This is a genomic window from Promicromonospora sp. NPDC050249 (assembly GCF_040656015.1).
In the GTDB taxonomy this organism is placed as follows: Bacteria; Actinomycetota; Actinomycetes; order Actinomycetales; family Cellulomonadaceae; genus Promicromonospora.
This window is the reverse complement of record NZ_JBFAKY010000029.1, coordinates 1-13,462: the sequence shown is the minus strand read 5'-3', so window position 1 is coordinate 13,462 and position 13,462 is coordinate 1. Positions and strand designations below refer to the sequence as shown.

9 protein-coding genes are annotated in these 13,462 nt (G+C 72.0%); 5 read left to right on the top strand and 4 right to left on the bottom strand.

Annotation, left to right across the window (positions count from 1 at the left end):
• Positions 1-48: 48 nt before the first annotated feature.
• Positions 49-2,637, bottom strand: a complete 2,589-nt coding sequence (locus AB0I32_RS21030; RefSeq protein WP_357509554.1) for an FtsX-like permease family protein — start codon at positions 2,635-2,637, stop codon at positions 49-51.
• 11 nt (positions 2,638-2,648) lie between these two features.
• Positions 2,649-3,482, bottom strand: coding sequence for an ABC transporter ATP-binding protein (locus tag AB0I32_RS21025; RefSeq protein WP_357509552.1), 834 nt, complete (start codon positions 3,480-3,482; stop codon positions 2,649-2,651).
• Between the two features lie 410 nt (positions 3,483-3,892).
• Here AB0I32_RS21025 and AB0I32_RS21020 point away from each other — a divergent pair, with 410 nt between their 5' ends.
• Positions 3,893-6,886, top strand: coding sequence for an FtsK/SpoIIIE domain-containing protein (locus tag AB0I32_RS21020; RefSeq protein WP_357509550.1), 2,994 nt, complete (start codon positions 3,893-3,895; stop codon positions 6,884-6,886).
• On the opposite strand, the gene AB0I32_RS21015 is transcribed toward AB0I32_RS21020, so the two are convergent.
• Complete coding sequence (locus AB0I32_RS21015) at positions 6,834-7,256, bottom strand: hypothetical protein (RefSeq protein ID WP_357509548.1); 423 nt, start codon at positions 7,254-7,256, stop codon at positions 6,834-6,836. The genes AB0I32_RS21020 and AB0I32_RS21015 overlap by 53 nt on opposite strands.
• A 286-nt stretch (positions 7,257-7,542) precedes the next feature.
• Between AB0I32_RS21015 and AB0I32_RS21010 the strand changes: the two genes are divergently transcribed.
• Positions 7,543-7,791, top strand: coding sequence for a WhiB family transcriptional regulator (locus tag AB0I32_RS21010; protein ID WP_026365970.1), 249 nt, complete (start codon positions 7,543-7,545; stop codon positions 7,789-7,791).
• Positions 7,792-7,995: 204 nt separating this feature from the next.
• On the opposite strand, the gene AB0I32_RS21005 is transcribed toward AB0I32_RS21010, so the two are convergent.
• Positions 7,996-9,477, bottom strand: a complete 1,482-nt coding sequence (locus AB0I32_RS21005; protein ID WP_357509620.1) for a histidine kinase N-terminal domain-containing protein — start codon at positions 9,475-9,477, stop codon at positions 7,996-7,998.
• Positions 9,478-9,662: 185 nt separating this feature from the next.
• Between AB0I32_RS21005 and AB0I32_RS21000 the strand changes: the two genes are divergently transcribed.
• From AB0I32_RS21000 to AB0I32_RS20990, 3 genes are all read left to right on the top strand, one after another.
• The gene (locus tag AB0I32_RS21000; protein ID WP_357509546.1) at positions 9,663-10,187 is read left to right on the top strand and encodes a DUF2505 domain-containing protein; all 525 of its coding nucleotides are present in this window, start codon (positions 9,663-9,665) and stop codon (positions 10,185-10,187) included.
• Positions 10,188-10,461: 274 nt separating this feature from the next.
• Positions 10,462-11,808 (top strand): extracellular solute-binding protein, encoded by a 1,347-nt coding sequence (locus tag AB0I32_RS20995; protein WP_357509544.1) that lies wholly within the window; start codon positions 10,462-10,464, stop codon positions 11,806-11,808.
• Between the two features lie 191 nt (positions 11,809-11,999).
• On the top strand, positions 12,000-13,331 hold the full coding sequence (locus tag AB0I32_RS20990) for an extracellular solute-binding protein (RefSeq protein ID WP_357509542.1): 1,332 nt from the start codon (positions 12,000-12,002) through the stop codon (positions 13,329-13,331).
• Positions 13,332-13,462 lie beyond the last annotated feature (131 nt).

The window sequence follows — 13,462 nt, the reverse complement described above, 5'->3', positions numbered from 1 at the left end:
CGTCCGGGCTGCCGCGTGCTGACCGGTGTGACCGGTCCCCCTGCTGGGCTACTCCGCCGCGAGCGCCGCCACCGGGTGGGTGCGGACGGCGGCCCGCGCCGGTACGACGGAGGCGAGCAGCCCGGCCACGAGGGCCACGCCGAGCACCATCGCGACGTCGGCCCACGGGATCACGAGCGGCACGTCACCCATCGAGGAGAGCGCGGTGGTGGCGCCGGCCCAGCCGTAGAGGACGCCGAGCACGACACCGAGCGCTGCCCCCACGCCGGCGATGAGCATCCCCTCGATGGCGAGCATGGTCCGCAGCTGTGCCTTCGAGAGCCCGATGGCCCGGAGCATGGCGTTCTCCTTGGTGCGCTCGATGACGGACAGCGACAGGGTGTTGGCGACACCGATCAGGGCGATCACGACCGCCACGGCCAGCAGGCCCACCACGATGCCGAGGATCACGTCGATCACCTGCTGGTAGCTCTGCCGCTGGACCACCGCGCCGGTCACCTCCACCACCTCGTCGGTGGTGGACACCGCGTCCTGCACGGAGGCGACCGTGGCCGTGACGTCCTCTCCCTCGGCGACGCTCGCCCAGACCCGGTTGGGCTCGAGGTCCGGATAGATGGCCGCGAGGTCCTGCGGCACGAGGAACGCGTACGCGTACTGGGCGTCCACACCGACGATGTCGAGGGTCGTCCTCCCGCCGGGGCCGGTGAGCTCGAGCTCGTCCATGCCCTCGAGCCCGTAGTTCTTCGCCACCCCGTCCGGGACGACGAGGGTCCCGGGCCGCAGTGCGTCGAAGTCCCCCGGCGTGTTGACGACGTCGCGCAGCTGGTCAGGCGTCGCTGCGAGCGTGGGGACCCACTGCTCGCTCGCCGTGGCGACCGATGCGTCGATGACGGCCACGGTGGACCGCAGCCCGTCGACGCCGTCGACCACGTCGACGACCGCACCGGGCATGGCTGCCATCTGCTCGCCGTCGTACGTGGTGGTCGCGACGTCGACGTCGACGGGGAACTGGGCGTCGAGCTCGTTGTCCAGGGTGGTGCGTGCGCTGGCGGCACCCGTCGTCATCATGCCGACGAGGGTCACGCCGATGAGCAGCGCGGTGGACGTCGCGGCCGTCCGGCGCGGGTTGCGGAGCGTGTTCGCCGCCGCGAGCCGGGCCGATGGTCCTGCGGCGCCGACAAGCCTGCCGATGCCCGCTGCGACCTTCGGCAGCCAGAACACCGAGCCGATGATCACGCCGATCAGGGAGACGGACCCGCCACCGACGGCGGCCAGGAGGCCGACGTCTATGCGTCCCTGCAGGCCCAGCACGATCCCGAGGGCGAGCGAGGCGAAGCCGCCGACGGACATGATCGTCGCGAGGACCGCACGGGCCCGTCCGGCGCCCTTGCCCAGGCTCGGGGCGTCCGCGGGCCGGAGCGCGGCCAGGGGCGCGACGCGCGAGGCCGCGCGCGCCGGGGCGAGGGCGGCGGTGAGCGTGACGAGGATGCCGACCGCGAGCGGGGCGATGAACACGGGCGCGCTGAGGTTGACGGTCTCGGGGAGCGGCACGCCGAGATCGAAGGCCGGTGCGACCATGAGGCCGGCCTGGACCAGCGCCGTGCCCACGACGATGCCCGCGAGGGACGCGAGCGTGCCGAGGATCGCCGCTTCCAGCAGGACGCTGCGGTAGAGCTGACCGGTGCCCGCACCGACACAGCGCAGCAGTGCGAGGGTGCGGGAACGCTGCGCGACGAGCACCTGGAAGGTGTTCGCGATGACGAGGCCCGCCACGACGAGCGCCACGGCGGCGAAGGTCAGGACGAAGATCAGGAAGACCAGGTCCTGGCCACCGGACATGCTGGCCACCATCTGCTCGGCATGCTCGTCGGTGGTGGTGACGTCCGTGGCCGCGGGGACGGCGTCCGCCAGCGCGGCGCGCACCGACTCGACGGCGGCGGGGTCGTCGAGCGCGACGACTATCGTGCCGATCGTCGACGTCATGTCCGGCGATGACTCGTCGGCGATCCACTGCGTGAGCGTCGGTGCGCTCAGGACCGCGGCGCCGCCCAGGGCGCTGTAGGCGTCGTAGGGGTCCTGGACGAGGCCGACGACGGTCAGCTTGTCGACGACCTCGTGACCCTCGTAGGTCTCCGAACCGTCCTCGAGCTTCGTCGGCTCGGTGTCCGTCACCCAGCGGGAGGAGGAGACGGTGTCACCGAGGCCGACGCCGAGCCGCTCGGCGACGTCCTCGGGCAGCGCGATCTCGTCGCCGGCCGTCGGCCACTCGCCGTCGGACACCTCGAGCGGCGTGAGCCGCGGGTCGGACGCTGCACCGACCACGCCCTGGAAGATCGACTTCCCGCCGTGGTTGAGCTCCGTGTAGAACGTTTCCTGCGCGTCGGCGGCCGCGACGCCCTCGACGCCCCGGGCGGCCTCGACGTCGGCCTCGGTCAGGGACTGGGCGTCGTCGAAGACCACCAGGTCGGAGTCGGCAAGGGTCGCGGAGACCTGGGCGTACGTGGTGCCGGTGATGATGTTGCCGGCCAGCAGCGTGGCGGCGACGAAGGCGGTACCGATGGCGATGGCGACACCTGCCGACGCCAGCCGGCCCGCGCTACGACGCATCTGCCCCAGGGTGAGGCGGGTTGCGGGCATGGAGCCGGCCATCAGGCACCTGCCCCGCTGGTCGTGCTGCCCGGACGGCTCGCGACGGCGGGTTCGAGGGTGCGCAGCGCGTCCAGGCCGGCCATCGCGGAATCAGGCGTCGGGTCGCTGATGTCGCCCGCGATCCGACCATCCGCGATCAAGACCGCACGATCCGCATACGCGGCCGCCGACGGGTCGTGCGTGACCATGATGATCGTGCGACCCAGCTCCCGCACCGAACGCCGCAGGAACGACAACACCTCCGCACCGGAACGCGAGTCCAGGTTCCCCGTGGGCTCGTCCGCGAACACCACATCAGGCTGCGCGATCAAGGCGCGCGCGATCGCGACACGCTGCTGCTGCCCACCGGAGAGCTCACCCGGCCGGTGCGTGAGCCGGCCCTTCAAACCCAGCGTGTCCACCAAGGTGTCGAACCAGGCCCGGTCCACGGCGCCGCCCGCGAGCTCGACCGGGAGCGTGATGTTCTGCTCCGCGGTGAACATCGGCAGCAGGTTGAACTGCTGGAACACGAACCCGACCCGGTCCCGACGCAGCTTCGTCAGGGCCTTGTCGTTCAGCCCCGTGATCTCCGTCTCGCCCAGGAACGCCTGACCGCTGGTCGCGGAGTCCAGCCCCGCCAGCAGATGCATCAGCGTCGACTTGCCCGAGCCCGACGGGCCCATGATCGCCGTGAACCGGCCCTGCTCGAAGTCGACGTCCACCCCGTCCAGGGCCCGCACGGTCGCCTCGCCCTTGCCATAGGTCTTGGTCAGGCTCCGGGCCCGTACGGCGCGGGCGGCGCTGCCCGGCGTGGGGGCCGGCTGGTCCGCCGGGACGTACACGGTGGTGTCCACGAGTTTCTCCTCGAGTTGTCGATGCTCTTGCTGCGGGCGGGTCGTGCGGCGGACTGTGCCGCGGTTGCGCTGCGGGCGGCCGCCGGTGGCGGCTCGCGCCGGACGGTGCGTGTGCGGGGAGGTCCCCTGCTCGCTGCCCGGAAGTGGTCCGGCCTTCCCGGGTCTGACCCCGGTACGGCCGGCAGATACGAACCTACGGAGCCGGGACCGGTCCGGGCATCGGGCGTCGGCCTGATCCTTCCCGGACCGTGTCATCCCCTGGTCGTACATCCGGCTGGCCCCGGGTAAGGGCACTCACCCAGGGGTTGTGCCGTAGCGAGCACGACGGCGAACCTGTGGAAACCGGGATCGTGCACAGGAATCCCTGCAGCCGCCCCGATCCGGGCGCATGGTCGACGAGGCTGGGGTCCATGACCCGTCCCCCGTCGTCCGACGACGCCGTGCGCGTGACCCTGCATCCCGGCGAGGACCTCCTCCTGCGCCCCGGCACCCGCCTGGCCGGCCTGCGCGCGCCCCTCGCGTCGCTCGTCCGGCGACCGGAGCTGCGGTACGCGACGTTCGCCGTCGACGGCGAGCCCCTGACCGACGACCAGGTGGTCGGCGAGCGCCCCCTGCTGCCCGGTGCGGTCCTCGGGGTGCGGCGGCCGAGCCCGCCCGGGGCCGAGCCGGCACCGGGTCCCGGTCTCCGGTCCGCCGCGGCCCAGCCCTGGCTCGTCACCCGCGTGACCGGGCCCGACGCCGGGACCGTGGTCGGGGTCAGCGGACCGCCGGCCGCGCTCCGTGCCTGGGTCCGTCTGCGGCGGGGAGGGCGCCTCGCGATCCGCAGGACGCGCGGCCCCGCGGCGTGGCTGGCACCCCGCACCGCGCCCCCGCACAGCGGCGTGCACTGGACGCTCACGCTGCTCCCCGCGGCCGCATCGCTGACCCTCGCCGTGGCGCTGCGCCAGCCGCTCCTGGCGGTGTTTGCGCTGGTCGGCCTGGTTGTGGCGCTCCCGCAGCTCCGTGCCGCCCGGCGGCGGGCCATGACCGACGGCGCGCCGCGAGACCGGTCGCAGGAGCTGCCGGGGCCGGCCCGCCTCCTGGCCTTCGCGCACGCCGCGCACCACGTGTCGCCGGGCGCCTGGGCTGCCGCGCTGGCCGTCCACGCCACGGCACGCGCGCCCGGCACGCTGGGCGTCCCGGGCACCTCCCCCGCCCTGACCGCACGCCTCCTGCCCCCGCGGTCCGACGGTCCCTGGGAGCGGCTGCTGCACGACGGCGTCGTCGCCGTGCTCGGACCCCGGGAGCTGGCGCGCTCCGTCGCACGCGCGCTCGTCGCCGACCGTGCCGCACGGGGAGCCGAGGTACGGGTCGGCCCCGGCACTCGTGGCTGGTCCTGGGCCCGCTGGCTCCCCCAGGGCGGGCCGCTCGTCGTCGTCCTGGACGACGACGGCGCCACCGTGCCCGCCTCGGGCCTCCTCGTCGGCCCCGGCGACCGTCTCGTGGTGTCCGTCGGAGCCGTACCGCCCGGCTGCCGCGCCGTGGCACGCGTGCTCGACGCCCGCCGCGTCCGGATCACCGGACCCGACGGAACAGCGTGCACCGTGCCGCTCGTCGGCGTCACCACCGAGTGGGCCGAGCACCTGGCCCGCCTCCTCGCCGGCGCCGCGCGGCTCGGCCGCACCGCGCCCGCCGGACCCCCGGAGGACGCCCTGCTGCCCGCCGTCGTGCCCCTGACCAGAGCCCACGGCCTTGCCCAGATGCCCGGGTCACGGGCTCTCGTGGCGCGCTGGGGCGGTGCGGACAGCTGGGCGGTGCCACTCGGCACAGGCGCCGACGGCGCACCGGTGTGCCTCGACCTGGTCCGTGACGGGCCGCACCTGCTCGTCGCCGGCACGACCGGTTCGGGCAAGTCGGAGCTGCTCCAGACCCTCGTGCTCGGGCTCGCCCTGACCCGCTCGCCTGCGGACCTGGCCCTCGTGCTGGTCGACTTCAAGGGCGGAGCGAGCCTGGGCGCGTGCCCGGGACTGCCGCACGTCGTCGGTCAGGTGACCGACCTCGAGCCGGGACTCGCGGCGCGGGCCCTCTCCGGGCTGCGGGCGGAGCTGCGCCGCCGTGAGCGCGTCCTCGCGGACCACGGGGTGCCGGATGTCGCCGACCTGCCGCCCGGCGTGCTGCCCCGGCTGGTCGTGGTGATCGACGAGTTTCGCGCACTGGCCGACGACCTGCCCGAGTTCCTCCCGGCCCTGCTGCGCGTCGCGGCACAGGGGCGGTCGCTCGGTGTGCACCTGGTGCTCGCCACGCAGCGACCGGGCGGGGCCGTCGGGCCGGACCTGCGGGCCAACGTCAGCGCACGGATCGCCCTCCGCGTCACCGACCCCCTCGAGTCACGGGACGTGCTCGACGATCCCGCCGCGGCGCGCATCCCGGTCACGGCACCGGGCCGGGCGGTGCTGCGCCTGGGATCCGCACCGCCCGTGACCCTGCAGTGCGCACACGTCACCGCCCCACCCGATGCGGAGCTCCCCCTGGTCCGCCGCGCCCCTGCCTGGCCGGCGGCTCCCGGCAGCACACCGGGCCAGCAGCCCATCGGGCGGCTGAGTCCCGAGCGGCCGGTTCCCGCACGGCCAGTTCCCGCAGAACTCGTGGTCGACGCGGCCCGCCGCGCCGCGGACGAGCTGGGCCACGTCCCGGGCGCCCCGCCGTGGCTACCGCACCTCCCCCGACAGGCCACCATCTCCAGCCTGCCACCGGCGACCCGGCGCGACCGGACGGGGCTGGTCCTCGCCCTCGGCGACGACCCGGACAGGCAGCGTCGTACGACGGTCACGTGGGACCCCCGCGACGGCCATCTGGCGGTCGTCGGACGGGCACGCTCAGGCCGGACCACGGCACTGGTCACCCTCGCGATCGCCGCGCTGCAACAGGGCTGGGCAGTACGAGGGATCGCACGCGACCCCCGCTCGCTCGCGCCCCTCGAGCGCCTTCCCGGTTACGGAGGGACCGTCCGCCCGGACGACGCCGGAGCTGTCGCCGGCGTGCTCGCCGCCGCATCCGTCGTCGCAGCCCCCGACACCCACACCGGCCCGAACCGCACGCTGGTGCTCGTCGACGCGGCAGAGGACGTCCGCGGCGCCCTGCCACCAGCGGCGTTGCGGTCACAGGTGGCGTTCGCGCTCGCGGCCGACGGCCCGTCGGTGGGCGGCCTGGCGGCGCGGGTAGGGCCGCGGCTGGTGCTGCTCGGCACGGACCGCGCGGCAGACGTGGTGCTCGGGGCGCCCGTGGCGCTCGCCGGATCGGGTGGCCCACCGGGCCGTGCGGCCTGGTGCGGCCGGGGCGAACCCGTGCTCTGCCAGGTGCTGGAGCCCCGGATCAGTCCTCGGAGCCGGTCGCCGACGTCGCTTCCACGACGGAGGGCGTCATGAGCAGACCGCCCACTACCACAGCGATCGTGAGAGCCGTCCACCCACCCGGGACGGAGACCCCGGTGCCGCTGCCGATCGCCGCGACCGAACCGACGATCTGAAAGAGCTGCCAGGTCACGACGGGTCCGCGGCCTGAACGACGTCCCGCGAGAAGGGCCCGGCAGGACACAACGAGAACCCAGGCAACACCCAGGAGGAAGAAAACCAGAAAGAGGCTCACTCCGAGTGAGGAGGAACCCCCAGTAAAAAGTTCACCAAGTAACACCGCGGCGAAAGCAACGAGGCCGGTCACCTCGATCAGGACGCCGATCACGAGGGCACGAAGAAACACCGGGACACGGCGCGCGAAAAAGGCTTTCAGTACTGGCATGACGGACTAGGATACTGGTGAGCGGCTTATTCACAATAGTGTGACGGATACCTCAGGGTTCACGGCGAAGAAACTTCGCCGTAACCCCTTGTGCGAGCGTTCACGAGCGTGTGAACCTAGACGCAGCAAGCCACCACACCCCGAACAAACCCCCGTCGGTTGTCGCCTGGCGCACAGGGACCGGAATCCGGTCCACAACCAGACCTGTGCGCCCCAGACGCACGACGACGAGGCTCCCACTTGGCGAGCCGGACGGCGGGTAGTTCCTTCCAAGGAGTACGTGACCATGGACTGGCGCCACCGCGCAGCATGCCTCGAAGAGGACCCCGAACTGTTTTTCCCGATCGGTAACACGGGCCCCGCCCTGCTGCAGATCGAGGAGGCCAAGGCCGTGTGCCGTCGCTGCGACGTCGTCGATACCTGCCTCAAGTGGGCTATCGAGTCCGGCCAGGACGCCGGCGTCTGGGGCGGTATGAGCGAGGACGAGCGCCGCGCGCTCAAGCGTCGCACCGCACGCGCTCGTCGCGCGGGCTGACCTCCGCACCACAGCTTCTCCGCGAGCCGCGCCTGAGCACTCCCCCTTCGCTCGGGCGCGGCTCGCGTCATTTCTTTTCGGTTGTACCCAAGGTGCGCCTGAACTGCGCGCCGAATGTCGCACGCCCCAATGCCGCACGTCCGAATGTCGCGCGTCCTGAGCCGCCCACCCGGATGCCGCGGTGCGGCGCTCAGAACACCCGGCTCAGGACCGCGACGAATCGGCCACGCGCAGTACGAGCTGCAGTTCCACCTGCGTGCCGCCACCCTCGCGGGTCGACCATTCGATGGTGCCCCCGAGCTCGTTGGTGACCAGCGTGCGCACGATCTGGGTGCCCAGGCCGCTGCCAGGGCCTCGCCCGCCCTCGCCACCGTTCTGTGGCAGCCCGATGCCGTCGTCGGCCACGACCACCCGCAGGGCCGAGTTCTCTCGCTCCACGCCGATGTTGATGGTGCCCACCGTGCGGCCGACGAACCCGTGCTCCACCGCGTTGGTGACCAGCTCCGTGAGCACCAGCGCGAGCGGCGTCGCGTCCTGCGCAGGCACCATGCCGAACGAACCGGTGCGCACCGTACGGACCGAGGTCCCGGCCGAGGCGACGTCGGCGGTGAGGCGCAGCGCCCGGCCGACCATGTCGTCGAGCTCGACCTGCTCGTCCAGGGTCTGGGAGAGGCTCTCGTGCACCAGCGCGATGGTCGAGACCCGCCGCATGGCCTCCTCGAGCGCCTCCTTCGCGGCCGGAACGTCCATCCGCCGGGCCTGGAGCCGCAGCAGCGCCGACACCGTCTGCAGGTTGTTCTTGACCCGGTGGTGGATCTCTCGGATCGTCGCGTCCTTGGTGATCAGCTCCCGCTCGCGCCGCCGCAGCTCGGACACGTCACGGCACAGCAGCACGGCGCCGATGCGCTGACCACGGTCCGTCAGCGGCATCGCGCGCAGCGACAGCGACACCCCGTGCGCCTCGATGTCCGTGCGCCACGGCGCGCGGCCCATCACGACGAGCGGCAGCGACTCGTCGACGGGCTTCAGCTGCTCGACCATGTCGGCGGTGACCTCGACGAGCGACTGCCCCACGAGCGGGCCGATGACACCGAGCCGGTGGAAGCACGACAGGGCGTTCGGGCTCGCGTACAGGACCTCGCCCTCGGAGTTGAGGCGGATCAGGCCGTCACCGACGCGGGGCGCACCGCGCCTGGACCCCGTCGCCGCGTTCGGCAGCGGGAACTCGCCCCGCGGGATCATCGCCACGAGGTCGTCCGCGGCCTCGACGTAGTTCAGCTCGAGGCGCGACGGGGTGCGGCCCGAGCCCAGGTTGGTCTGCCGCGCGATCACCGCGATCGCCGTGTCCTTGTGGACGACGGGGACCGCCTCCTCGCGCACCGCGTACGCGCCGAACCAGCGCGGCTCCCTGGCCCGCTGCGCCTTGGCCTCGGCCATCGCCTTCGCGAGCTGCGGTCGCTGCCCCTCCGGCGCGAAGGAGCCGACGATGTCGTCGTAGTGCACGGTCGCGCCCGTCGAGGGACGGCACTGCGCGATCGCGACGAACCGCCCGTCGTCGGTGGGCAGCCACAGCACCAGGTCCGCGAACGCCAGGTCCGAGACCACCTGCCAGTCGCCGACCAGCAGATGCAGCCACTCGACGTCGGCGGGCTCGAGATCGGCGTGCTCAAGGATCAGGTCACTCATCGCGGACACGCGCCCCAGCCTATGCCGGAACCGGCCGTTGCCCGTTGCGGGCCCTGTGCACAGCCCGTTGCGGGCCCTGTGCACACCTCAGGCCGCGATGTCACCGGTACGTATCGGACGCACGCAACGTGTCGGGTTAGAGTTCCACCACCGGCATGCCCCGTCGTCGCGAGGAGGAAAAGCCCGTGCACCTGACAGTGGACCTGACGTTCCCCGCGAACATCGACGACGTCTCCACGATGCTCGCCGACGAGTCGTTCGTGCGATGGCGCGCCCAGCGTTCCACCGGATCCGTGAACGGTGTGGTCGAGCAGGCCGACGTCACGGGTACGGCGGCAACCGGGTTCACCGTGGTGGTACGCCGCACCCTGCCGACCGACATCATCCCCGTGCAGGCACGCCCGTTCGTGGGCGCCCACCTCGAGATCCGCCAGGCCGAGGCCTGGGAGGCGGCTTCGGAGGGCCGGCGCACCGGCACGGTGGCCGTCGAGATCATGGGCGCGCCGGTTCGGGTCACCGCGACGGCAACCCTCACCACGCTGCCCGACGGCGGGACGCGTCTCGTCTATGCGGGCGACGTGCGGGCGACGGTGCCGCTCTTCGGCTCGGTGATCGAGGAGGCCGCGGTCAGCGCAGTGCGCACGACCCTCGAGACCGAGGCGGAGGCCGGCCGTGACTGGCTCGCCGGCAAGCGCACCGGTACGGCCTGAGCCGTCCCGCTCCGGACGCCCCACCATGGGCGCCCTCCGCACGGTGGCCGTGGGCACCGCTACCGTGGCGCCACCCTTGCCAACCCGTCCCCGGTCCTGGCGCAGCCCCGCCGTCGCGAACACCCCAATGCTGCAGTATGGCTTCAACCCCTGCCCTTTTCGGGCGGCGAGTGCTAGAACCTGAGCGAACATTCGTGTCGGATGTGGGCAACTTTGTGCTCTGATATCGCTTTCAAGCCCCGACACACACGAGTCACGATCACGAGGAGTCCCAGTGCCCAGCAAAAACGGACCGGTCCGAAGCCGGACCGTCGCCCCCCGACGCGTGGCCCTCGCCGCGCTCACGGCCTTCGTCCTGCCCCTCACCGCCTGCGGCTCGCTCCTGGGGCAGAGCCCGGCGGGCGACGGAGGCGACGAGGACGCCCCGATCACGCTGACCGTGTCGACGTTCAACAACTTCGGGTACACCGACGAGCTGCTCGCGGCGTACACGAAGGAGCACCCGAACGTCACGGTCGAGCACATCGTGGCCCCCACGTCGGACGAGGCCCGTCTGCAGATGCTCAAGGCGTTCACCACGGGTGACGGCGCCGAGCTCGCGGACATCGTGGCCGCAGAGGTCGACTGGATGCCCGAGCTGATGCAGCACTCCGAGCTCTTCGAGGACCTGACCGACCCCGACGTCACCAAGCGCTGGGTGGACTGGAAGGTGGCGCAGGCCACCACGCCGGACGGCAAGCTCCTCGGCTACGGCACCGACATCGGTCCCGAGGCCATCTGCTATCGCGCGGACCTGTTCGAGCAGGCCGGCCTGCCGACAGACCGCGAAGAGGTCGCCAACCTGCTCGGCGGCAAGGACGCTACCTGGGAGCGCTACTTCGAGGTGGGCCGCCAGTTCGCCGAGCAGTCCGACGTCGCCTGGTTCGACGGCGCCACCGGCACGTTCCAGGGCATGGTCAACCAGCTTCCCGCCGCGTTCGAGGACCCGGCGACGCAGCTGCCCACCGATCTCTCGACCAACAACGAGGTCCGCTCGGTCTACGACCAGATCACCGGGGCGATCGACGACGGGCTCTCGGCCGGCCTCGTGCAGTGGTCGCCCGAGTGGGCTGCAGGCTTCCAGTCGAACGCCTTCGCGACCATGCTGTGCCCTGGCTGGATGATGGGCCCGATCGAGTCCTACTCCGCGGGTGTGCAGGGCTGGGACGTCGCCAACGTCTTCCCCGGCGGCGGCGGCAACTGGGGCGGCTCGTTCCTGGCGGTGCCGTCAGCGGGCGCGTACACCGAGGAGGCGAAGGAGCTCGCCGCATGGCTCACCGCACCCGAGCAGCAGACGCAGGCCTTCACGGCCGCCGGCGCGTTCCCGTCGCAGATCGAGGCGCAGGGTTCCGAGACCGTCCAGGGCTACACCAACAAGTTCTTCAACAACGCCCCGGTGGGCAAGATCTTCACGGCCCGGGCGCAGTCCATCGACGGCGCCCCGTACAAGGGCCCGTACTACTTCGCGATCCGCGACGAGGTGAACAACGCTCTGACCGCGGTCGACACCGGTAGCAGCGGCCCGGAGATCGCCTGGAACCAGGCAGTGCAGACCGTCGCGGACTTCCGCGTCCAGGAGTGAGACAGACAGTCTTCGCCCGCTACCCGTCTTGACACGACCCGGTGGACGGCGCAACGATCAGTGCCCGTGGGAGCGCTACCACACTTGCTTGTGGGAGCGCTTCCAGCGCCGGTACGCAGACGTGCCCGCACGTGACGCGACCGCACTGAGCTTGACCGCTAGCCCCAGACCGCACGACAAGGGAGTCCCCAGTGCTGAGCAGTACCCGACCCACACGGCGCGCCGCCGCGCGCACCCTCCAGGCGACCGCCGGTGCCGCCGTCGTCGCCCTCGCCCTCACCGCCTGTGGTGGGTCCAACGAAGGATCCGACGGAGAGAACACCGCGGACGACGGCCCCATCACGCTGAAGGTCGCGACGTTCAACAACTTCGGCTACACGGACGAGGTGCTCGCCGAGTACCAGGAGGAGCACCCGAACGTCACCGTCGAGCACGTCACGGCGGCCACCAGCGACGACGCTCGCACCAACCTGACCACCAAGCTCGCCGCCGGTGGCGAGGGGCTGGCTGACATCGAGGCCATCGAGGTCGACTGGCTGCCGGAGCTCACGCAGTACCCGGACCTGTTCACCGACCTGGCCGACCCCGAGCTCGAGGGCCGCTGGGTGGACTGGAAGGTCCAGCAGGCGACGACGCCCGACGGCAAGGTCATCGGCTACGGCACCGACATCGGTCCCGAGGCGATCTGCTACCGCTCCGACCTGTTCGAGGAGGCCGGCCTGCCGACCGACCGCGAAGAGGTCGCCGAGCTGCTCGGTGGCGAGGACGCCACGTGGGAGGACTACTTCGCCGTGGGCCGTGACTTCGTGAAGGAGTCCGACGCCGCCTGGTACGACAGCGTCGGTGGCACCTTCCAGGGCATGGTCAACCAGCTCCCCGAGGCGTTCGAGGACGCAGAGACCGGTGAGCCCAAGCCCCTCGCGGACAACACCGAGGTCAAGGACATCTACGACGAGATCGCCGCCTCAGTCGAGGACGGCCTGTCGGCAGGTCTCGTGCAGTGGGAGGGTGACTGGGACGCCGGTTTCCAGAACGACGCGTTCGCCACGATGATCTGCCCGGCCTGGATGACCGGTCCGGTCGAGGAGCGCGCCGGTGGCGTCGAGGGCTGGGACGTCGCCAACGTCTTCCCCGGTGGCGGCGGCAACTGGGGCGGTTCGTTCCTGACCGTCCCCGCCTCGGGCGAGAACGCCGAGGCGGCCAAGGAGCTCGCCGCGTGGCTCACCGCGCCCGAGCAGCAGACCCGGTTCTTCGAGTCGGCGGGCACGTTCCCGTCGCAGGTCGAGGCGCAGGAGTCCGAGGCCGTCCAGAGCTTCACCAACCCGTTCTTCAACGACGCTCCGGTGGGCGAGATCTTCGCCGCCCGCGCCCAGAGCATCGACAGCGCACCCTTCAAGGGCGCGAACTACTTCGCCATCCGTGACGAGGTCACCAACGCGCTCAACCGTGTCGACGTCACGAAGTCGCAGAGCGCCGACGAGGCATGGGACGAGGCCGTCGAGAAGGCTTCGGCCCTCGGCTGACGCTGAGCCTGACCCAGGCCTGACCCTGAGCCTCAGCAGGAACAGAGGCTGACCTGATCCGGTGGTGGGGGGGGGGTGCGGCGGGGGGCGGGGGGGGGCGGGGCGCCCCGGGGGGCGGGCGGCCCCCCCCC

What these genes read in the sequence shown, in the direction of transcription:
- AB0I32_RS21015 (WP_357509548.1), bottom strand. Translation starts at nt 7,256, where the DNA reads ATGCCAGTACTGAAAGCCTTTTTCGCGCGCCGTGTCCCGGTGTTTCTT.
- AB0I32_RS21020 (WP_357509550.1), top strand. Translation starts at nt 3,893, where the DNA reads ATGACCCGTCCCCCGTCGTCCGACGACGCCGTGCGCGTGACCCTGCAT.
- AB0I32_RS21005 (WP_357509620.1), bottom strand. Translation starts at nt 9,477, where the DNA reads ATGAGTGACCTGATCCTTGAGCACGCCGATCTCGAGCCCGCCGACGTC.
- AB0I32_RS21010 (WP_026365970.1), top strand. Translation starts at nt 7,543, where the DNA reads ATGGACTGGCGCCACCGCGCAGCATGCCTCGAAGAGGACCCCGAACTG.
- AB0I32_RS21030 (WP_357509554.1), bottom strand. Translation starts at nt 2,637, where the DNA reads ATGCCCGCAACCCGCCTCACCCTGGGGCAGATGCGTCGTAGCGCGGGC.